Annotated in this window: 17 protein-coding genes; 16 read left to right on the top strand and 1 reads right to left on the bottom strand. The window is 48.4% G+C overall.

What is annotated here, in order from left to right; all coding sequences use genetic code 11:
* Positions 1 to 84 precede the first annotated feature (84 nt).
* The 14 genes from EAO82_RS15645 (at position 85) to EAO82_RS15580 (ending at position 17,062) form a co-directional block, all read left to right on the top strand.
* Positions 85 to 1,275, top strand: a complete 1,191-nt coding sequence (locus EAO82_RS15645) for a glycosyltransferase (RefSeq protein ID WP_096347498.1) — start codon at positions 85 to 87, stop codon at positions 1,273 to 1,275.
* Positions 1,272 to 2,777: a lipopolysaccharide biosynthesis protein gene (locus tag EAO82_RS15640; RefSeq protein ID WP_096347497.1), complete on the top strand. Its 1,506-nt coding sequence runs from the start codon at positions 1,272 to 1,274 to the stop codon at positions 2,775 to 2,777. Before EAO82_RS15645 ends, EAO82_RS15640 begins: the two co-directional genes overlap by 4 nt.
* Before the next feature lie 404 nt (positions 2,778 to 3,181).
* Complete coding sequence (locus tag EAO82_RS15635; RefSeq protein ID WP_174958940.1) at positions 3,182 to 4,198, top strand: EpsG family protein; 1,017 nt, start codon at positions 3,182 to 3,184, stop codon at positions 4,196 to 4,198.
* A gap of 96 nt (positions 4,199 to 4,294) precedes the next feature.
* Positions 4,295 to 5,173: a glycosyltransferase family 2 protein gene (locus EAO82_RS15630; protein ID WP_174958937.1), complete on the top strand. Its 879-nt coding sequence runs from the start codon at positions 4,295 to 4,297 to the stop codon at positions 5,171 to 5,173.
* 163 nt (positions 5,174 to 5,336) lie between these two features.
* Positions 5,337 to 6,143 (top strand): ATP-grasp fold amidoligase family protein, encoded by an 807-nt coding sequence (locus EAO82_RS15625; RefSeq protein WP_174958934.1) that lies wholly within the window; start codon positions 5,337 to 5,339, stop codon positions 6,141 to 6,143.
* A gap of 1,049 nt (positions 6,144 to 7,192) precedes the next feature.
* On the top strand, positions 7,193 to 8,158 hold the full coding sequence (locus EAO82_RS15620) for an NAD-dependent epimerase (RefSeq protein ID WP_096347527.1): 966 nt from the start codon (positions 7,193 to 7,195) through the stop codon (positions 8,156 to 8,158).
* The gene (locus EAO82_RS15615) at positions 8,155 to 9,327 is read left to right on the top strand and encodes a nucleotide sugar dehydrogenase (RefSeq protein ID WP_174958931.1); all 1,173 of its coding nucleotides are present in this window, start codon (positions 8,155 to 8,157) and stop codon (positions 9,325 to 9,327) included. Before EAO82_RS15620 ends, EAO82_RS15615 begins: the two co-directional genes overlap by 4 nt.
* 63 nt (positions 9,328 to 9,390) lie before the next feature.
* Positions 9,391 to 10,518, top strand: coding sequence for a glycosyltransferase family 4 protein (locus EAO82_RS15610; protein WP_096347492.1), 1,128 nt, complete (start codon positions 9,391 to 9,393; stop codon positions 10,516 to 10,518).
* Positions 10,515 to 11,111 carry a sugar transferase gene (locus EAO82_RS15605; RefSeq protein WP_096347491.1) on the top strand — a complete coding sequence of 199 codons (597 nt, stop codon included), beginning with the start codon at positions 10,515 to 10,517 and terminating at the stop codon, positions 11,109 to 11,111. The genes EAO82_RS15610 and EAO82_RS15605 overlap by 4 nt, the downstream gene beginning before the upstream one ends.
* The gene (locus EAO82_RS15600; protein WP_096347490.1) at positions 11,108 to 11,731 is read left to right on the top strand and encodes an acetyltransferase; all 624 of its coding nucleotides are present in this window, start codon (positions 11,108 to 11,110) and stop codon (positions 11,729 to 11,731) included. The genes EAO82_RS15605 and EAO82_RS15600 overlap by 4 nt, the downstream gene beginning before the upstream one ends.
* Positions 11,732 to 11,818: 87 nt before the next feature.
* The gene (locus EAO82_RS15595) at positions 11,819 to 13,057 is read left to right on the top strand and encodes a DegT/DnrJ/EryC1/StrS family aminotransferase (protein ID WP_096347489.1); all 1,239 of its coding nucleotides are present in this window, start codon (positions 11,819 to 11,821) and stop codon (positions 13,055 to 13,057) included.
* Positions 13,058 to 13,153: 96 nt separating this feature from the next.
* Entirely contained in the window at positions 13,154 to 13,831 is a 678-nt protein-coding gene (locus EAO82_RS15590) for a NeuD/PglB/VioB family sugar acetyltransferase (RefSeq protein WP_096347488.1), read from the top strand.
* 148 nt (positions 13,832 to 13,979) lie between these two features.
* Positions 13,980 to 14,993, top strand: a complete 1,014-nt coding sequence (galE, locus tag EAO82_RS15585) for a UDP-glucose 4-epimerase GalE (protein WP_096347487.1) — start codon at positions 13,980 to 13,982, stop codon at positions 14,991 to 14,993.
* A gap of 71 nt (positions 14,994 to 15,064) precedes the next feature.
* Positions 15,065 to 17,062: a polysaccharide biosynthesis protein gene (locus tag EAO82_RS15580; RefSeq protein WP_153274298.1), complete on the top strand. Its 1,998-nt coding sequence runs from the start codon at positions 15,065 to 15,067 to the stop codon at positions 17,060 to 17,062.
* 65 nt (positions 17,063 to 17,127) lie between these two features.
* Here the strand turns inward: EAO82_RS15580 and EAO82_RS15575 are convergent, their stop codons facing one another.
* Complete coding sequence (locus EAO82_RS15575) at positions 17,128 to 17,496, bottom strand: hypothetical protein (protein ID WP_218838646.1); 369 nt, start codon at positions 17,494 to 17,496, stop codon at positions 17,128 to 17,130.
* 572 nt (positions 17,497 to 18,068) lie between these two features.
* On the opposite strand from EAO82_RS15575, the gene EAO82_RS15570 reads away from it, so the two are divergent.
* Both EAO82_RS15570 and EAO82_RS15565 read left to right on the top strand, forming a co-directional pair.
* Positions 18,069 to 19,226 (top strand): integrase core domain-containing protein, encoded by a 1,158-nt coding sequence (locus EAO82_RS15570; RefSeq protein ID WP_096347735.1) that lies wholly within the window; start codon positions 18,069 to 18,071, stop codon positions 19,224 to 19,226.
* A gap of 243 nt (positions 19,227 to 19,469) precedes the next feature.
* Complete coding sequence (locus EAO82_RS15565; protein ID WP_096346749.1) at positions 19,470 to 20,333, top strand: sugar phosphate isomerase/epimerase family protein; 864 nt, start codon at positions 19,470 to 19,472, stop codon at positions 20,331 to 20,333.
* Positions 20,334 to 20,345 lie beyond the last annotated feature (12 nt).

The raw sequence follows: 20,345 nt of genomic DNA, 5'->3' as shown, positions 1-20,345 counted from the left end.
GGCTTAGTGTCGAAAGTTAACCTATCGTTTACGGTTTACACGGATCGTAGATATAATTCAAATTTAAAAAAGATTCTTCAGATAATGAACTCAAGATACTTAGTTTCGATAGTTGTTCCAACGCATAACCGTTCGAGTTACGCTGTGCCATGCATCAAAAGTATGCTCAGTATGATTTCCGAAGAAATCCAGATTGTAGTGCATGATACAAGTAATGATAGTTGTGATTTAAAAAAGTGGGCTGCAAAGCAAGAAGATCATCGACTAAAATACGTGCATTGGTCTGGAACTTTGTCTATGACTGAGAACTACGAAAGAGCTCTTGCTTTAGCTGAAGGTGAATATATATCAGTGATTGGAGATGACGATACTGTCTCGGAGAAAGTGCTGGAGGTCGCTAAGTATGCTAAAGTGAACTACATTAATCTGATAACCCCCAAAGCAAACGCCTCTTACTATTGGCCGGATTTCAGATCGCGCTTCTATGGAAATGTTCATGCTGGACGTATCTATATTAAAGATTTCGATGGGCACATAGAGCAGCGTGATTGCCATGAGGGTCTCAGGAAGACTTTAAAAATGGCCTGCCAAGGTACAGAACACTTACCTAAGCTCTATCATGGATTAGTCAGTAAAAAGATACTAGATGATTTGCGTTTGAAAAACGGAAAGATTTTTTTTGGTGTTAGTCCTGACATTTCGTCATCTATAGCCTTGTCTCTAGAGGGAGGGCATTATCATATTGTCGATTATCCCTTTACTTTGCCTGGATCTGCAGGAGGAAGTAATAGTGGGAGAAGTGCCCAGGGTAAGCATAAAGGGGACCTTTCGAGCGATCCGCATATCACACCATTTAAGAGTCTCGTTTGGCCATCTGAAATCCCAAAATTCTTTAGCGTTGAAACTGTTTGGAGTCAAGCTGCTTGGGAGACACTCGTAGGAACTGGAAATAATAGTTGGCTAGATAAAACTAACTTGGCAAGGCTTTATGCTTTATGTTTTATAAGACACACTTCTTATTATCCGTATATTATTGAATCTTGGAAAATGGTAAGAAAAAATGGTGGTGTTGAATTGACAGCGATACTAAAGGAGTTGATGGTACTAATATTTGAAATTAGCCGGGCAAGACTAAAGCGGTTAATGCGCCCTAGCGCAAGTAACGGTCAAAATATTGTAGCGATTGTCGACGACGTGGCGTTAGCACGAAATGAATTCGATGCTTATATAGCATCGAATTACCCTAATATTAATTTCACTGCGACTGCTAAATGAAAGCAAAGAGCTTAAAAAAGCTTTTTTTTGCAAGTTTTACAGGACGTCTGATTTTTGCAGTTACTAGCTTAATAGCACTACCCTTTTTAGCTAAAATATTTGGAGCTGAGGGTATAGGATTAATTGGCTTTTTTAATACAGTCGTAATGGTGGTGATGATTCTTGAAGGTGGCCTGACCAGTAATTTGATAAATAAGCTGGCAAAGCTTGAAAAGCGATACAGTTATGCTCCCAAAAGATATTTCTCTCATTCGTATGGCATGATAAATTCTTATATTATTTGCTTTGCATTAATAGGGGGGGTAGTTGCTGTTTCCGTGAATGCGCTTGCCGATTTAGTCGCGAACAATTGGCTGGTGGCTGAAGATTTGTCTGTTGCTGTTGTTGCGAACTCAATAAGGTGGATTGGGGCTTTTGTAGGAATTAACTTCATAGTTGTTGTGGCTCAAGGAGCGCTTGTAGGACGAGAGCAGCAAGTGGAAATGAGCATGCTCTATTCGCTCTACTCTATAGCACGAACAGTTGGTGTGGTTGCATTTATTTATCTGTTTGCCAAGGAAATAAATGTAGCAGGGTATTTTGCGGCCCAGGTTTTGTGCCAATGTTTATATCTAGGAGCTTTGATTTATTTTGTATATAGAAAAGAGTGGTCGGTTGTAATCGAGTCTCGATTTGGGTTTAGATACATCGTCAGCGGAGGCGCATATAGCGTAAATATATTTGTTTTATCAATAACCTCTGTTTTAGTTGTTCAATCAGATAAGTTATATTTATCAGGTGCTGTTGCTCTGGGTGACTATGCTGCATATTCTTTGGCTGCCACTGTAGCAGCGCTACCTTATATTTGCTCATCAGCATTGTATTCTGTAATTTTCCCTAGGTTTTCAATAGATGTGGCAAAAAATAATGTTTTGAAACTCGAGCAGGTCTTTACTTCAGCGATCTGCGGAGTTGTTATACTGATGATTATATTATGCTCTGTAGTTTGGATGTTTAGCGAAATCACAATGAGAGTTTTGTTTGACCAGGACTTGGCTTCTGGGGCCGCAAAAATACTACCTATATTAATGTTAGGAACTGCTATCCAGTCGGTGTTGATAATACCATTTGCGTTGCAGCTTGCAAATCGTTGGACGTCGTTAGTACTAAGGCTGAATTTGTATTTGGCACCAGTTTACTTGGTTTGTTTATGGGGTCTTGTAAGTTACTTAGGCGTGGTGGGTGCTGCTTATGCATGGTTAACATACAACGTGCTCTCACTGGTAGGTACAGTTTATTTCATGGTCAAAAGATATAGGTATCTATCTAAATCTTTCAAAGTAGGACTTAAAGTAGTTTCTTTTATGTCGATTATTAGTATTTTGCCAATTTATTTTACCAGTCATTATGCAAAAGGCGGCGGCGGAGATTATCAGGCGTTGGGCCTGATGGTTCTTGTTTCTATAATCTTGTTGTTACTGGGTGTACTCCGCTTTAAAAGAGAACTTTCAGGATTTTTTTAATATAGTGTCGAATAGATAATTGATATGGATACCAGGAAATGCCGATTTTTGAGTTTTATCAGCATGCAAGAAGCATAATTGTTTTGGGGGCTAATAGAAGCTAAGTCGGGTAGAGATTTTCGTCCAGAAGTAATGATGCGACTTTAAATGAGTTGCAACTGGTAAAGCCTGATGTTCATGACCTGACGTCGCGTGAGTATTGGGAGGGGGATGCATCTTGGATGAATTTACCAAGTCTGTTTAATCGACGAGTGACCGAAAGGGCTAACTTGACGGGTAGGAGGATCATTGATAATGAGTAAGCATGCATGCTGTCCCTAAATAACCAAATTATCAACAGCGGCTGATTTAATGAATTGAATCAAAAGCTGGTGGCCGTTTATTAAAATAATATCGAGGTTGTTGTGACAAAAAACAAACTAGATACTGCTTTTTTGTTTTTGTTAATAGTGCTTTCATCGTATCTTGTAGGTGACAGGGATGTTTCTGTCGGAACCGATACAATAAACTATACTAATACATTTATTTCAGGTGCCGCCTGTAAGTGCATAGGTGACAGCGAGCTTGGGTTTGAGTTATTTCTTTATCCCATGTATGTGTTGGGTATGGGGCCTACTTTAATATTTTTTATCATATCGCTAACGTTGTATTCACTTATGTACTTGTCAGCTCTTAAAGTGGCGGGTGTGGCTGTAAGCAATTTCAATAATGAAAGAGCTCAGCTGAAGAGCGCATTTCTGATATTCGGGTTAATGGTAATGGTACCCTTTGTCATTCAGTTGCATGTTAATGCAATAAGGCAAGGATTGTCGTTGCTCTGTCTTCTTTTGTCTTTTCTATATTTATTAGAAGATAGAAAGCGCTTGTCGGTAAGTTTGTTAATTTTAGCTATTGGTTTTCATTACAGTACCATCTTAATTCTTCCATTTTATGTTGTTTTTTTTTATACGCGAATATTTTTTGGGAAGAGCTTTTATTTGGCAGTATTTATATTTGTAATATTAAGTATTCTTTATTTGCTGGGCTTTTCCGAGCTAGTTGTAAAACGCCTATCTGAGTTTTTTTATATTCCTGTTTGGGAGGTGGTTAGTAGTTATGCTAGTCATGCAGAATATAAGAGAGGGGTTCGCTACGACTTTTACGCTTTTAGTTTTGTGCTTGTGGTTCCTATATTTCTATATGCACTGAAAAACGTTAAAGCTAGAGTGTATCTGGTCTTTGTTTTGATCTCTATGATTCCTTTCCTACTTCTTGGGTGGGGGGCATATTCTAATAGATATGTGTTGAATTCTTGGATATACGCTTTCTTTGGTTTGTTTTTATACGTTGTCATTGCTTTTCCAGTTGTTAAAAAATTCTATTGGGTTGCTGTGTTAATTGGCCTATTTGTTAATGTCTATCGCGGAACTGTAAGTGTCTGATTTTTGGCTGTCTGTTGGTCTTAAATCCTGGGAGTGTGACAGTTATGGTTTGCATGTATTTAAGTTGTTTGGATGGCAGTCTTTTTTGAGGTGCGTATGATTACTGTTTTAACGCCCACGTTTAATAGAAAGAATGAGCTGATCAAGCTTTACCAGTCTTTGGTTAATCAGACATCAAAAGATTTTGAGTGGCTAATTGTTGATGATGGTAGCACTGACCAGACGCCAGAATTAATAGAAAGATTTATTAATCAAGGATTGCTTAGTGTTCGTTATTTTAGGCAGGATAATGCAGGAAAGCACAGTGCATTGAATGCGGGGTTTTCTAATGAAGAAAACAATGAATGGATATTTATTGTTGATAGTGACGATATGTTGGTTAGTGACTGTATCGAAGTTATTCTTAATGAGGTTCGCAACCTCTCTTCAGAATATGTTTCAATTAGAATGTTGCAAATTAATAATGAAGGCAGGCTTTTAGGAGAGTGCTTTCCAAATAGCTTTGACAGTTATTTCGATCTGATTAACTCTAAGCTTGCTAATGATAATGCTGATATTTTTCGAAAAAACGCAATATTTAATTACCGTTTTCCTGTTTTCGACGGCGAGAAATTTATGGCTGAGTCGCCCTTGTTTTTAGCAATTGGTCACTTGGGTAAGACAAAGTTTTTAAATTATAAAGGTTATATTGCTGAGTATTTACCAGGCGGTCTTACTGATAGTAGTGTTGTAAGCAGGCATCGGTATTTTAATTCTACTCTATATGTTTATGAAAATAAATATATAGAAAACAATCTTAGCTATTTTGAGAGGTTTAAGTCGGGAGTTAACTGGTGGCGCTTCAGGTTGTTTAAAGGAAGATTGATGCGCTCGTTTTCTGTACCTTATTTTTTCATGCCTTTTGGTTTTGTTCTCTATTTAAAAGATGTTTTTCATGGAAGCGTTGATTTAAGCGCCTGCTTGCGAGGTGATTAGCGCTAGAGTCGATAGTCTGTATATATTTCTTTAAAAATCTGCCGTTGAGTGCTAAAAAATGGTGCCAGAAAAAATTTACGTTCCAATTTATAAAAAAATACTTAGATCGAAGTCTCTAAGACTTAAGGTTTTATCTATTCTTGATTTTTTTCCTGATAAGATCATGATTAAAATCCAATATTTTATGTATTTTGGCCGGGTGGCTGATATAAAACAGCCGAAAAGGTTTAGTGAAAAGCTGCAATGGTATAAGCTAAATTATAGAGACCCGCTTATGACAAAGTGTGTGGATAAAGTTTGTGTTCGAGATTTTGTTAGGGAGCGGGGCTTGTCGGATATTCTTACTACTGAGTATGCAGTGTACCATAGTGCTGAAGATATAGAATTTGAGGCGTTGCCAGAAAAATTCGTAGCGAAATACAATAATGGGGCGCAGCGTAATTTGATAGTTAGAAGCAAGAAAGATATACATAAGGCAGATTTAGTAAATAAGTTGACATCTTGGATGAGTGCTCCTCTGTCTAAGCTGGGGCGGGAGTGGAGTTATTATGATGTTGTTGGTAAAATTTTAGTAGAAGAGTATCTTGAGCCGGAAGAAGATGGCGACCTTACAGATTACAAATTTTTTTGTTTCAATGGGGAGCCGATGTTTCTATATGTCCTAAAGGATCGCTTTTTGAATGACGGTCTTAAGTTAGGGGTCTACGATACACAATTCAACAAGCTTGATGTGTATAGGGCAGGAATAAAAAAGCTGCACCAGGGTTTGGCCAAGCCGAAGGACTTTGAGCGAATGCTGGATGTAGTTAGAAAATTGGCTGTGGGTTTTCCTCACGTTAGAGTTGACCTGTATAATATTGACGGCCGTATAGTATTTGGTGAGCTGACATTTTATGATGGAAGCGGTTACATTAGCTATGAACCAGATGAGTTTGATTTTAAAGTTGGTTCAATGTTTAAGCTGCCATAAGCTGCGATTTCAATAGTTTGTTGCAGTATGAGCTTTTTTGATTAGCAGGGTGGTCTTTATGAGATGCAAGGTACCATTTTGTTAATGTTTATAAGTGTTTCATGTACAGACAGATCTGGATAGTCCTGCGTTTCATGGCAAAAGGCGCAATGGTAGTCCGCTTTCGCATTAGCAGTTTGGCTGCGAATTATAAGCCACCTTTTTTATTGTCAAGAGATCGCTATGTTACAGAAGGAAAGAAATTAATATGGTGAGCTGGGTACAATGCTTTCTCTACATTAAGTATTTGAAAAGCTACAACTGATATTTTCCACTTACCAATCATCACTCGTTACCCGTACGTGGTGGTAGCTCCAAGTTTAGCAAGTGTGTATGTTTTGGAGTCCGCTGTTTCTCGGGCTGGGTATCCTGTTTAGTCAAAACCTTTTTAAATTCGTTTCTTGGGAAGGTTGCTGCGAACTTTGTATCAGCTTGCTTTCGGCTATCACAATCAAAAGCCATTTCCGGGCACATTGTTGATTGCCTATTCTACGGATTTTCGCCGGCCTATATAACCAGAAATCGTTTTGAACCGTGGTGCTAGAGTGGAGCCCTTTCAATTTACCTACAAGCCTGTTTCTGGCGCTCCCCGTGATTAGCTTAGCTGTCATTTATTGGAAGGCAGCGGTGCATTCACATTTGTTAGTACGTTATAGATTCTTCAGGAACGCTCAGGAAAGTTCGATTTGTCGCTTATTATTACTTTTGAACGGTAATTCAGATGCAGCAACTCAATCGCAATTGAGTGCGGGGGCAGGTTTGGCGAAGGTGTGAGCTGGCGTGCTTATATTTTTAAGGGCCGCATGGCCTCAGCCGACTCGGCCGAGCAGTTGAACATAAGTTCCGAGAAAGATCAGAAGTTGGGTCTAACCGGCATAGAATTTTTTTAAATGGAGAATGTTATCGATGAGCACGTCCGAAATTATAAGTAGTTATTGAAACTTAGCGGAAAAATTTTGTGATCTAGGTTATGCCTTGCTGGTAGGCGTCACACTTTTATGGGATTTTATATGAAATACCTCGTTACCGGCGCTGCCGGTTTTATTGGAATGCACGTTGCCGAACGCTTACTTAAGCAGGGGCATGAAGTGATTGGCCTCGATAATATGAATAGCTACTATGAGCTACTTCTCAAAGAATACCGTTTGGCTCAGCTTGTAAGTCATTCCAACTTCCGTTTTATCAAAATGGATTTGTCTAACCGAGAAGGTATTGCTGAGCTTTTTGCTATCGAGAAATTTCAGAGGGTTATTCATCTAGGGGCCCAAGCTGGAGTGCGTTATTCTTTGCAGGCACCTTTTGAGTATGTAGACAGTAACCTTGTGGGGATGATGACAATTCTTGAAGGTTGCCGTCATCATGGTATTGAGCACTTGGTGTACGCATCATCCAGTTCGGTGTACGGCATGAACGTTAAAATTCCGTTTAGCGAGGCTGATCAGGTTGATAATCCTGTTTCTCTTTATGCTGCCACCAAGAAGGCCAATGAGCTTATGGCTCACTCCTATGCGCATCTGTACGGTATCCCTGTGACGGGCTTGCGTTTCTTTACCGTTTACGGCCCTGCTGGCCGACCTGATATGGCCCCATGGCTTTTTACTGACGCCATTCTCAAAGGTGAACCGATCAAAGTGTTCAATCACGGTAAAATGCAGCGCGATTTCACTTATATTGAAGACATTGTTGAGGGTGTACTGCGCATTCAGGATGCTATTCCCGCGTGCAAACTACCCTATGCGCTGTTTAATATCGGTAATAACCAGCCTATTCAGTTGGGTCGCTTCATCGAGGCTATCGAAAGTGCGATTGGTATCCCAGCTAAAAAAATCATGCTTGACATGCAGCCCGGCGATGTGGAACGCACCTACGCTGACACCCATCGGTTGGAAACCATTGTGGGCTACAAACCACAGATGGAGATTGAAGAGGGTATGGATAGATTTGTTCGCTGGTTCAAGGAGTACAAAGGTTTATGAGGAAGATTGCAGTTGTCGGCACGGGATATGTAGGCCTTTCCAATGCTGTTTTGTTGGCACAGCACAACCAAGTTATAGCGTTGGATATTATCAGGGAAAAGGTTGAGCTTCTAAATGATAGAGTGTCACCTATCGAAGACGCCGATATTTCAGAATACCTGAATAACAGGAAGTTAAATCTTACTGCTACGTTGGATAAGAGAGAGGCATTATGCGGAGCAGAATATGTAATTATCGCTACGCCAACCGATTATGACCCGCAGAATAATTACTTCAATACTAGCACTGTAGAGACAGTTATCGCTGATGTTTTGGCAATCAACCCTGGCGCGGTGATGATCATCAAATCCACCGTGCCGGTTGGCTATACGCAGGCCCTTAAGAAAATAACCTCTTCTGAGAATATTATTTTTTCGCCGGAGTTTCTGCGTGAAGGTAAAGCGCTGCATGACAATCTGTATCCATCACGAATTATTGTAGGCGAGCAAAGTGAGCGAGCTAAAGTGTTCGCTGGGCTTTTGCAGCAAGGTGCTATTAAGAAGGATGTGAGGGTGTTGCTCACCGACTCGACTGAGGCGGAGGCAATCAAGCTGTTTTCTAATACGTTTCTTGCGATGCGTGTAGCGTATTTCAATGAGTTAGACAGTTACGCTCAAGTACACGGTCTCGATACAAAACACATTATAGAAGGCGTTGGACTGGACCCGCGTATTGGTAGCCATTACAACAATCCTTCGTTTGGCTACGGCGGCTATTGTTTGCCCAAGGACACTAAGCAGCTGCTAGCTAACTATGACCAAGTGCCGAACAGCCTGATCAAGGCAATTGTAGAAGCTAACCGCACTCGCAAGGACTTCATTGCTGATTCGATTATTGCAAAAAATCCTAAAGTTGTAGGGATTTACCGGTTAGTAATGAAATCCGGGTCAGATAACTTCCGAGCTTCTGCTATTCAGGGAGTGATGAAGCGCATTAAGGCGAAGGGTATTGAGGTCGTGGTATACGAGCCTGTCCTTGAGGAAGCAGCTTTTTTCGGCTCTCGGGTTGTCAATGACTTGGACGAGTTCATGAAGGTGTCAGATGTAATAGTGGCCAATCGTCCAGAAGAGGCTCTAGCAGGCGTAATGGACAAGGTCTACACCAGAGATATCTTCGGTGTCGATTCTTGAGCAAAATATATAGCATCTGTAAACCCTCAGTGAGTTTTTTACACCTATGAATATTGGTTTTCTATGCGCATAGTTATCCATGCAGGTTTCGCTCGTTCGTTAATCAATTTTCGCGGGCCGCTAGTCAAGGCGCTGTGCGAGGCTGGTATCGAAGTTCACGCCGTTGCTCCGGGACTAAGAGAGGATGAGGCCACCCGCCGCGAACTAGAAGCTTGGGGCGTAACGCCTCACAATGTTGCCATGCAGCGCACGGGCATAAACCCGCTTAATGATTTGAATACGTTGCTTTCGTTCTATCGTATCTTCCGTCAGATCAAGCCCGACGCGGTACTAGGTTATACCATCAAGCCGGTGATTTACGGCACTCTCGCGGCTAGGTTGGCTAGAGTACCCAAACGTTACGCGCTTATTACGGGTCTGGGCTATGCCTTTACCGGTGAGGCCCGGGGTAAGCGTGGTCTTGTTCTGCGGCTGGTGCGTGGCTTGTATCGGTTAGCGTTGAAGGGCACCGAATTGGTTTTCTTTCAAAATCCCGACGATGAAGCACTCTTTCGTGAGAGTGAGCTGATTGATCCAGGCGTGCATTCGAAAGTCGTTAATGGATCAGGGATTGATACGTCTCACTTTTCTGTCGCGCCGCTGGATCGGTGCGTGCCAAGTTTCCTACTGATTGCTCGGCTAATCGGGGATAAAGGCATCCGAGAGTATGTGGAGGCTGCAACAAGGATCCGCAGGCGTTACCCCCAAGCGATGTTCCGGCTGGTGGGTGACATTGATGGTAACCCTGATTCAATTACGCGCTCAGAGTTGGATATGTGGGTTGAGGCTGGGCATATTGATTATTTAGGAGCATTGACGGATGTTCGCCCTGCGATTGCCGATACCAGTGTCTACGTACTGCCTAGCTATTACCGCGAAGGCACGCCACGCACCATACTTGAGGCCATGGCCATGGGCCGACCTATCGTCACAACCGATTCCCCTGGCTGTAGGGAGACAGTGGTCGATGGGGAAAATGGCTATTTGGTGCCCGTGAGATCTGTTGATGCACTTGTTGCGGTTATGGAGCGATTCATCCTAGAACCGGCATTGGTTTCTCAGATGGGGAGGCGTTCCCGCGAGATAGCGGTAGAGAAATATGATGTGCACAAGGTAAACGCAGTTATGCTAAAAGAAATGGGCATTGTATGACGAAGAGGTTGTTAGACATCATCTTGGCTTTGGTAGGCTTGGTCATGGTTTCTCCCGTCATCGCCATCGTCGCCTTGCAAGTCGGCCGCAACATGGGCTCTCCTGTTCTCTTCCGCCAGATACGGCCGGGCCTGAATGGAAGGCCCTTTGAAATGGTGAAGTTTCGTACGATGAAAGATGCGACTGATGCTTGGGGGAATCCATTGCTCGATTCCGAAAGGCTTACTTCGTTTGGCCAGTTTCTACGCTCATCAAGCTTGGATGAATTGCCTGAACTATGGAACGTGATTAAGGGTGATATGAGCCTGGTTGGCCCGCGCCCACTGTTGATGGAGTATTTACCGCTGTATTCGCCTGAGCAGTATCGCCGCCATGACGTCCGGCCCGGTGTGACTGGCTGGGCCCAGATCAATGGCCGGAACACTCTCAGTTGGGAAGACAAGTTCGCGCTGGACGTATGGTATGTAGAAAACCGCACGCTCTGGCTCGATATCAAGATCCTATTTCTTACCGTAAAAAAAGTGGTTGTGCGCGACGGCATTAGTGCCGACGGAGAAGCGACCATGAGCAAGTTCACCGGGAACGACCAGTGAAACGCCTCGCTATTGTGGGAGCCAGTGGTCACGGCAAGGTCGTCGCTGATTGCGCTGAAATGTGTGGTTGGGATGATGTGGTTTTTTTTGATGATGCATGGCCGGCACGGTCTGAACTTGGGCATTGGACTGTGGTGGGGAATACCGACGCGCTACTGAATCGGTTAGACGAGTTTCAGGGTGTAGTGGTCGCCATTGGTAACAACACCGTAAGGCGGGACAAATGCCTGCTGCTTCTGCATGCCGGCGCCTCCTTGGTCACCCTTGTACACCCGTCTGCAATGATTAGCCGTTATGCTCACCTGGGTGATGGCACCGTGGTATTATCTGGTGCGATAGTGAATACGGATGCGCGATTGGGCAGCGGCTGCATTGTTAACACCGGTGCCTGCGTTGAGCACGATTGCCTGCTAGGGGATTTTGTTCACGTTAGCCCGAATGCGGCCCTTGCCGGGGGAGTGACAGTGGGTGATTTAAGCTGGATAGGCATTGGTGCTGTTGCCAGGCCCTTGATTCAAATAGGGCGTGAAGTACTGATTGGCGCTGGTGCGGCCGTAGTGAGTGATGTACCGGATAACGCCACATTCGTTGGCGTACCCGCAAAACCTATTAAAAACTAAAATCCGTGACTGCCTGTTTTATTACGATGGATTAATGTCTGGTGAGTGCTGCTGTTGCGCTGCTACCGCCAGTTGACAAGGATTCTTATGCTAAACACCCCCTTCGCTCCTTGGCCCTCTTTTACCCAGGAAGAGGCGTCTGCTGTAAGCGATGTTTTACTTTCTAACGCGGTTAATTACTGGACCGGGCAGCATGGGCGCGCGTTTGAGGAGGAGTTCGCTCGCTGGTCCGATTCGAAGTACGCGATTGCGTTGACCAACGGCACTGTGGCCTTGGACCTGGCGTTAAAGGCCTTGGACGTTGGCCCTGGGGATGAGGTTATTGTTACCTCTAGAACTTTTCTAGCCTCCGCCTCAAGCATTGTAACGGCCGGGGCAATCCCGATTTTTGCCGATGTGGATGCTGACTCGCAGAATATTACTGCTGAGACAGTACGCAAGGTGCTGAGCACTCGTACCAAGGCGGTAATCTGCGTGCACCTGGCTGGTTGGCCCTGTGACATGGACCCCATCATGGCATTGGCCGATGAGCACAATCTCTATGTGATTGAAGATTGCGCCCAGGCGCATGGTGCGCGTTACAAGGGGCGCTCGGTTGGTTCCATAGGGCACATCAGTGCCTGGTCTTTCTGCCAGGACAAGATCATGACCACGGGCGGTGAGGGCGGGATGGTCACCACCAATGATCCGGAGCTGTGGTCGCGCATGTGGTCTTACAAGGATCACGGTAAGAGTTGGGAGGCCATCTATGAGCGTGAGCACCCGCCGGGCTTCCGCTGGTTGCATGATAGCTTTGGTACCAACTGGCGGATGACGGAGCTGCAAGCGGTGATCGGCCGTATCCAGCTCAAGCGTATGGCTGCCTGGACGGCGGCGCGTACGACAAACGCTGAGCGCATCTGGCAGACTTGTCAGGACTTCTCAGTGTTGCGTGTGCCGCAGTTTGGCTGTGCAGCTACCTGTAATCTTGACTGTGCCAACCGCAATCAATGCACGCATGCGCATTATAAATGTTATGTGCAAGTACGCCCTGAACGCTTGGCGGCCGGCTGGAGCCGGGATCGGATTGTTGAAGAGATCATCGAGCGAGGCGTGCCTTGCTTTCAAGGGTCTTGTTCTGAGGTCTATCTGGAAAAAGCGTTCGACGATACCGGGTGGCGGCCTGAGCAACGCTTGCCGATGGCGCAGGAATTGGGGGATACGAGCTTGATGTTTCTGGTGCACCCCACGCTAACGGAAGCGCAGATGGATAAAACCAGTGCAGTGATTGCGGAGGTAATGCGGCAAGCGGGGCGCGCTGAGCGCGCACGTTTATCTGGCAGCTAATATCTGTTAGCTAATCCGAGACAAGTGTCAGGTTTGGTCTGACGTCGGACCAGCTAACGCAATTTTCCTTTTCAGTTTTCACATCAGGAACTCCTCGTGACCGATTCCAGAACTCCGCTGGTGCTTGTGGGTGCGGGCGGGCACGCAAAGTCCGTGATTAGCACCATTGTTGATTCCCCTGAATACCGCATAGTTGGTTTGATCGACGACGGTTTCGCCTCAATGCCAGACCAGGTGCTGGGATTTTCGGTGCTGGGAGGTCGCGAGTTGCTGCCCAAGCTTAAAGAGCAAGGTATACACAACGTTCACGTTTGCATCGGTGATAATTTGGTAAGGGGCCAAATGAGCCGGTGGCTGCGTACGCAGGGCTTTGATGTGGTGTCTTTGCGCCACAGTTCCAATTTTTCGGGGATAGGCAGCGAATATGGAGCGGGTAGTTTTTTCCATGTGTACAGCTTATTGGGCGCGGAGTGTATAGCGGGTGAGGGTTGTATCCTGCAACCGTATTCAGACATCGGCCATGAGACGCGTATAGGTGACTATGTGCAGTTCTGCCCCGGCATACATACAGGGGGCGCCTGTGATATTGGCGATTATGCTTTTATCGGATTGGGAGCTGTAATCTTGCCGGGGATCCGTATCGGGCGCCATGCGATCGTTGGGGCAAATGCTGTGGTCCGCGAAGATATACCCGATGGCGGTGTTGTTGTCGGTAATCCTGGGCGGCTGTTGAAAGTTCGGGAGATACCGGAGGTTACTTCTCTGGCGGGTTAGTGGCGGGAATGACTGGTGGTGCCGGGCATGACCCGCACTCTTGTCATCCTCGTGAACGCGGCGATCCATTTTTGTATGACGGTAATGAGTCAATCGACGCCTGGAAGGTGATAAAATCACACCAGACTTCAGCGGAGATCGGCATTATATGAGTCAAACCATTCTGGTCACCGGCGGTGCGGGCTTTATTGGCACGCATACTTGCATCAAACTGGTTGAGTCCGGTTTTGCTGTGCTGGTATTGGACAACTTCAGTAATAGCTCCCCTGAATCGCTCAAGCGCGCCGAATACATCACCGGTAAATCGATTCCCTTCATTGAAGGTGATATCAACGATGCGCGTCTGCTTGACGAGATTTTTGCCCAACACTCGATTGATGTTGTGATTCACTTTGCCGGCCTGAAAGCGGTGGGTGAATCGGTGCAGCAGCCGCTTCGCTATTACCAGAATAACGTCAGCGGTACGCTGGTGTTATGTGACGCGATGCAGCGTGTAGGCGTCAAGAATCTGGTGTTCAGCTCTTCTGCGACGGTTTATGGTGACCCCGCCAGCCTGCCTGTGCGCGAGAGTTCCCCGACCAGTGCAACCAATCCCTATGGCCGCTCGAAGTTGATGATCGAGGAGCTGCTTGCGGACCTGCACCGTGCAGACCCTGAGTGGAATATTGCTCTGCTGCGCTACTTTAACCCGGTGGGTGCGCACCCTAGCGGCCGGATTGGCGAAGACCCTGGAGGTATACCGAATAACCTTATGCCCTTTATTGCTCAGGTAGCCGTCGGGCGGCGTGAGCATTTGACGGTGTTTGGCGGGGACTACCCTACGCCGGATGGGACGGGTGTGCGGGATTATATCCATGTGATGGATCTGGCGGCGGGGCACGTGCAGGCGCTGCGCTGGCTGGAGCACCGGCGCGGGATCAAGGCGTTCAATTTGGGCACGGGCCGCGGCTATTCGGTGTTGGACATGCTCAAGGCCTTCGAGCGGGCCTGTGGCAAATCCTTGCCCTATCAATTGGCCGAGCGGCGCCCAGGCGATGTGGCCAGTTGCTACGCTGACCCGCAATTAGCTGCGGATGAATTGAACTGGAAGGCTGAGTTGGGTATCCAAGCAATGTGCGAGGACGCCTGGCGTTGGCAGTCAGAGAACCCCAACGGTTATTGATCTGCTGATGCTCAACCTGGGCAATGGATCATAGATGTAGTGTCATTTTGACATAACGATAGGAGTATGAAGTGGTCAAGGACCGATTAATCAGTTTGAGCTACCGCCGGAAGCGGGTCATTCAGATAGCCGCCGATTTCGTGCTGCTGTCTATCGCCATGTGGGCGGCGTTGTTTATGCGTCTGAGTCAGACAGGCTGGATTCTGCCCGAAGGCAAACAGATTTGGCTGTTTTTAATCGCTCCCGCGGTAGCAATACCGATTTACATCAGGCTGGGCATGTACCGCGCGGTTATGCGGCACTTCGGCAACGATGCGCTGATGGTGATCTTCAAGGCTGTGACCTTGGGTTTTCTGGCTTATACGCTGGTACTGATGGTGCTTCGCGATTCCGGCTTTGAGGTGCTGTTCCCGCGGTCAGTGTTTTTCTCCTACTGGAGTCTGAGTTTGATGCTGGTGGGCGGACTGCGCCTGCTGGCACGGCAATACTTTATGGGTGATTGGTTTGGGTATGGTGCTTCCAAACAGGAGAAGGACGAGAACCCAGGTGGCAAGCCGGTAGCGATTTATGGCGCGGGCGCTGCTGGTAACCAGTTGCTGGCTTCATTACGTGTTGGTCAGTTGTACCGTCCAGTGGCGTTTGTGGATGATAACGAGAGTGTTATCGGCCGCATGATCGCCGGTTTACCCGTGTATTCGCCCGATCAGGTTGGGGTGATGATCAACGACAAAGGGGTGAAGGAGCTGTTTATGGCGATCCCCTCCGCCACGCGGGCGCGCCGCCAGGAAGTGCTGAGTACTTTGCAAAGCTATTCGTTGCATGTGCGTACCATCCCCGGGTTGATGGACCTTGCAAGTGGCAAGGTCAAGGTAGATGACCTGCAGGAAGTGGATGTTGCAGATTTGCTGGGTCGTGATTCGGTGCCACCGGACCAGTCGCTGTTTGAGCGTTGCATTAAAGACAAAGCGGTGATGGTGACGGGCGCGGGCGGGTCGATCGGTAGCGAGCTTTGTCGGCAAATTGTGCTTTCCAATCCAAGAACGCTGGTGTTGTTTGAGCACAGCGAGTTCGCGCTGTATGAAATTCACTCAGAGCTGACGGGTTATCTACGCGCTCAGAACCTCAAGACAGTGCTGATCCCGATTCTTGGGTCCATCCGCAACTATCGGCGCCTTCAGGATGTGATCAACGCTTGGGACATCCATACGATCTATCACGCTGCTGCTTACAAGCATGTGCCTATGGTTGAGCACAATGTGGCTGAAGGCATCATGAATAACGTGTTTGGCACACTGAACACCGCCCAGGCTGCCATCAAGTGCCGCGTCGAGAACTTCGTGCTGATTTCGACTGACAAGGCCGTGCGCCCGACTAACGTCATGGGCTCTACCAAACGCATGGCCGAGCTGGTATTGCAGGCGCTGAGCTCCGAAGAGGCGCCGCAATTGTGGGGCGAGAAGGCAGAGATTAATCAGATTAACCGCACGCGCTTTACCATGGTGCGATTCGGTAACGTGCTTGGGTCGTCGGGCTCGGTTATCCCATTGTTCCGCGAGCAGATTCGCAATGGCGGCCCGATTACCGTGACCCATCCGGATATCACCCGCTACTTTATGACCATCCCCGAAGCAGCTCAGCTGGTTATTCAAGCGGGCTCGATGGGCACAGGCGGCGACGTGTTCGTGCTGGATATGGGCGAGCCGGTGACGATTGTTAACCTGGCGCGCAAGATGATTCAGCTGTCAGGCCTGACCGTGCGCGACGAGATGAATATCAACGGTGATATCGGCATTACCTTCAGCGGCCTGCGCCCGGGTGAGAAGCTGTATGAGGAACTGTTGATCGGCGATAATCCGGAAACGACCGCACATGAGAAAATCCACCGTGCCAACGAGGTGTTTATTCCCTGGGCGGAACTGTCGCCTATTCTCGACAAGCTTCGTCAGGCGGTACGTGAAGATGACTATGAGCAGGTACGCCTGACCCTGTTGCACGCGGTGCAGGGTTACCAGCCGAGTAACGGGATTGTGGATCTGATTTACGAGCAGAAGACGCTACGAGCGGAGTAAGTTGGTAGAGCGATTGAAAACCCGGACATGTTCAGGGTTTTTTTATGCCTGCAATCTGGTGGCTCCTACCGGCCCACTTCACCGAAGCTGGCGCAGGCATGGTCGAGAAATCGCTCGACCTTGGCCAGCGCTGGGGCGGTGAGGGTGACCAGGCGGATGCGTTTGTCCGTCTCGCATTCATGCTCGGCGAGCATGCCCTGGTCTATGGCGTTCTGTACGTATTTCACAGCCGTGCGGCGGCTGATATTGGGCATCAGGTCGTAGAGGTCGGTTTTTGCCTTGGCCTGCTCGTTGCGCGTAAGCCACATCTGGGTGAACAGGTCGCAGTAGTTCAGATCGCTGAGGCTGGTATCAGCAAAGGTTTCGGCCCAGAAACTGTCAATCGCAAAAATCGCCTGGGCTGCCTGGATGCGGTGGGTGTTGAGTTTGCTCATGGGTATGTCCGTATTCCTTAAGCTGTGTATTAGGCGTTATTGGGGCGTTTGGTGCAATCGGTGATGAGGTTCGCGGCGCACCTATCGTCATCCTCGCGAACGCGGGGATCCATTTTTGGGTTTGATCTGATGGCTTGTTGGTGCGCGCCGAAAGTCAGAATGGATTCCCGCGTTCGCGGGAATGACGGGGTGGGGCGGGGAATACCCACTCAGTTCGTCATCCTCGCGCAGGCGGGGATCCATTTTGGGTTTGATCTGTTGGCTTGTTGGTGCGCGCCGAAAGTCAGAATGGATTCCCGCCTTCGCGGGAATGACGGGGTAGGGCGGGAATGACGGGTTGGGGCGGGAATGATGGGGTGGGCGGGAGCTACGGTGGGGGCGCGGGAATGGCGATGCCGGGAAGCACCCTCTGTTCGTCATCCCTGGAACACCGGTCGTCATGCCACTGACCGTCATCCCCGCGCAGGCGGGGATCAATCGGAGGTGGGTACTGACCGGGCACATGGGTTACAGATCAAACCGGGCACATAGGTAACAGGTGATAGCGTATTGGCCTCGATAAGGAGGGGCCAATGAACTGGAAAGCGACCTGTACCATGAGCGAGAGAACTGCTTTTATCGAGGCTTGGCTCAGCCGCCGATTTACCACTACAGAGCTGTGTTTACGCTTCGGTGTGTCACGCAAAACCGGGCATAAGTGGATTAACCGCTTCAAAGCCTTGGGGATGACCGGACTTGAAGACGACAGCCGTGCCCGGCATAGCCAGAGCCATCAAACAGCTGCTGCAGTAGTTGCTCGGATACTGGAACTGAAGAATCAATATCCGGACTGGGGACCCGTCACTATCCGATCAGCACTCTATCGTGAGGATCCATCCGCTCACTGGCCCGCAGCAAGCACAGTGGGTGAAATACTCAAGGCCCATGGGCTGGTCAAGCAGCGTCGACCGCGTCGTAAGACGCCGCCTCAAACGCACCCGTTAAGCCATGCGTCAGGTCCAAATGAAGTGTGGAGTGCCGATTTCAAAGGCCAGTTTCGCCTGGGCAACGGCCAGCTCTGCTATCCGCTGACCATTTCAGATAATTACAGTCGTTTGCTAATCACCTGCCAAGGCCTTACAAGCCCTAAGCTTGAGCCTTCTATCGCGTTGTATCAACAAGCTTTCCGCGACTATGGACTGCCGCGTGCGATACGCACAGATAACGGCTGGCCGTTCGCTATGAGCAGCTTGGGCGGGCTTACCCCGTTATCGATCTGGCTGATCAAACTCGGTATTTACCCTGAACGGATCGCTTCAGGAAAACCGCAGCAAAATGGTCGTCATGAGCGCATGCATCGCACGCTGAAAGCAGCTACTGCCAAGCCACCGAGGCAAGATATGCAGGCTCAGCAAAGGGCGTTTGATCAGTTCGTGCGGGAACATAACTACGAGAGACCACACCAGAGCCTTGGTCTAGGAGTCTGTCCGGTAGATGTTCATAGCTATTCACCACGGGCGTTCCCTGAGGTCATACCTGAGATCGAATATCCATCTGGATACGCAGTGAGAAAGGTAAAACACGGCGGCTATATCAAGTTGCACGGCGAACCGATTTACACAACCCGCCAGTTGGTTGGGGAATATATTGGGCTGGAGCCGCTGGAGTTTGATCGTTGGCAATTGTATTTTGGCGGAGTCTGTCTGGGCGTTGTTGATGAGCGCCGCGGGCGGGTGATACGGCCAGCATAGGTGTTACCTATGTGGCCGGTTTGCGGTGTTACCTATGTGACCGGCTCAACAGGTGGTCACTTACGCAGTATTCCGGTGCAGCTCAAAGCAGCCTGCTCCGATGTTGTGCAGTTATCTAAGAAGGCCTCTACGCCTATACATGCCGATTAGCATGTAAAACAGAGACCTATGCAAAGTTGCACCTATATGGCATGCGGATTGCTTTAGTACTGGTTAGTGATTAACCGGTTTGGAGTAAGTGGCATGCGATTGGATCTGTTTAAAACGGTGTGGGGCCATGAAGGCACGTTTGAGGAGGCCGCGACCTTGGCGGTGGATGCCGGCTTTGCGGGCATAGAGGCGCCTGCGCCCGCGGACGCCGAAGAGTTCCAGCAACTGGCCACAGTCCTGGCCACTCACGGCCTGGATTTCATCGCGGAGATCTGCACTGCGGGCAGCTACGTGCCAGACCGCCACGCCACACCGGACGAACATTTGGCGTCCCTCGAAACCAAGATCAAACGCAGCCTGCCGCTGGACCCGCGCTTCTGCAATGTGATGGGCGGCTGTGATGCCTGGCCTTTGGACGTGCAAATCGACTTCTTTCGCCGGGCGCAGGATCTGGCTGACCGCTTTGGCGTGATGTGCAGTTTTGAGACGCACCGCGGTCGTTCGTTCTTCAACCCTTGGGTCACCCGCGATGTACTGCGTGCAGTACCCGATTTACGCATTACCTGCGACTTCAGCCACTGGGTGGTGGTGTGTGAGCGGCTGATGGATTCGGAGTGGGAAACCATTCTGGAAGTCGCCGAAAAGGCGCACCACGTGCACAGCCGCGTTGGCTACGACCAAGGCCCCCAAGTCCCGCACCCGGCCGCCCCGGAGTACGCCGAGGCGCTGGCTTCGCATGAGCGGTGCTGGCAGGCGATCTGGGAAAGCCAGGCGCGGCGAGGGTATGCGGTGAGCACCATGACTCCGGAGTTTGGGCCAGACGGTTACCTGCATACGCAGCCCTTTACCGGGATGCCGGTGGCGGACCTGTGGCAGGTGAACAAGTGGGTGGGGTTGCGTGAGCGAGATCGGTTTGCGGAGTGGGTGGGTTTGAAGCAGACGCGGGCGGTGGGCTAGGCCGAGCCTGGT

The sequence above is a fragment of the Halopseudomonas pelagia genome (assembly GCF_009497895.1).
Classification (GTDB): domain Bacteria; phylum Pseudomonadota; class Gammaproteobacteria; order Pseudomonadales; family Pseudomonadaceae; genus Halopseudomonas; species Halopseudomonas pelagia_A.
The sequence above is the reverse complement of the archived record's forward strand: the minus strand, read 5'-3'. Positions and strand labels throughout refer to the sequence as shown.

Bases quoted from the DNA above. Each gene is read 5' to 3' on its own strand.
- EAO82_RS15645 (WP_096347498.1), top strand. From the start codon at position 85: ATGAACTCAAGATACTTAGTTTCGATAGTTGTTCCAACGCATAACCGT.
- EAO82_RS15640 (WP_096347497.1), top strand. From the start codon at position 1,272: ATGAAAGCAAAGAGCTTAAAAAAGCTTTTTTTTGCAAGTTTTACAGGA.
- EAO82_RS15630 (WP_174958937.1), top strand. From the start codon at position 4,295: ATGATTACTGTTTTAACGCCCACGTTTAATAGAAAGAATGAGCTGATC.
- EAO82_RS15625 (WP_174958934.1), top strand. From the start codon at position 5,337: ATGATTAAAATCCAATATTTTATGTATTTTGGCCGGGTGGCTGATATA.
- EAO82_RS15620 (WP_096347527.1), top strand. From the start codon at position 7,193: ATGAAATACCTCGTTACCGGCGCTGCCGGTTTTATTGGAATGCACGTT.
- EAO82_RS15615 (WP_174958931.1), top strand. From the start codon at position 8,155: ATGAGGAAGATTGCAGTTGTCGGCACGGGATATGTAGGCCTTTCCAAT.
- EAO82_RS15610 (WP_096347492.1), top strand. From the start codon at position 9,391: ATGCGCATAGTTATCCATGCAGGTTTCGCTCGTTCGTTAATCAATTTT.
- EAO82_RS15605 (WP_096347491.1), top strand. From the start codon at position 10,515: ATGACGAAGAGGTTGTTAGACATCATCTTGGCTTTGGTAGGCTTGGTC.
- EAO82_RS15595 (WP_096347489.1), top strand. From the start codon at position 11,819: ATGCTAAACACCCCCTTCGCTCCTTGGCCCTCTTTTACCCAGGAAGAG.
- galE (WP_096347487.1), top strand. From the start codon at position 13,980: ATGAGTCAAACCATTCTGGTCACCGGCGGTGCGGGCTTTATTGGCACG.
- EAO82_RS15575 (WP_218838646.1), bottom strand. From the start codon at position 17,496: ATGAGCAAACTCAACACCCACCGCATCCAGGCAGCCCAGGCGATTTTT.
- EAO82_RS15570 (WP_096347735.1), top strand. From the start codon at position 18,069: ATGAACTGGAAAGCGACCTGTACCATGAGCGAGAGAACTGCTTTTATC.
- EAO82_RS15565 (WP_096346749.1), top strand. From the start codon at position 19,470: ATGCGATTGGATCTGTTTAAAACGGTGTGGGGCCATGAAGGCACGTTT.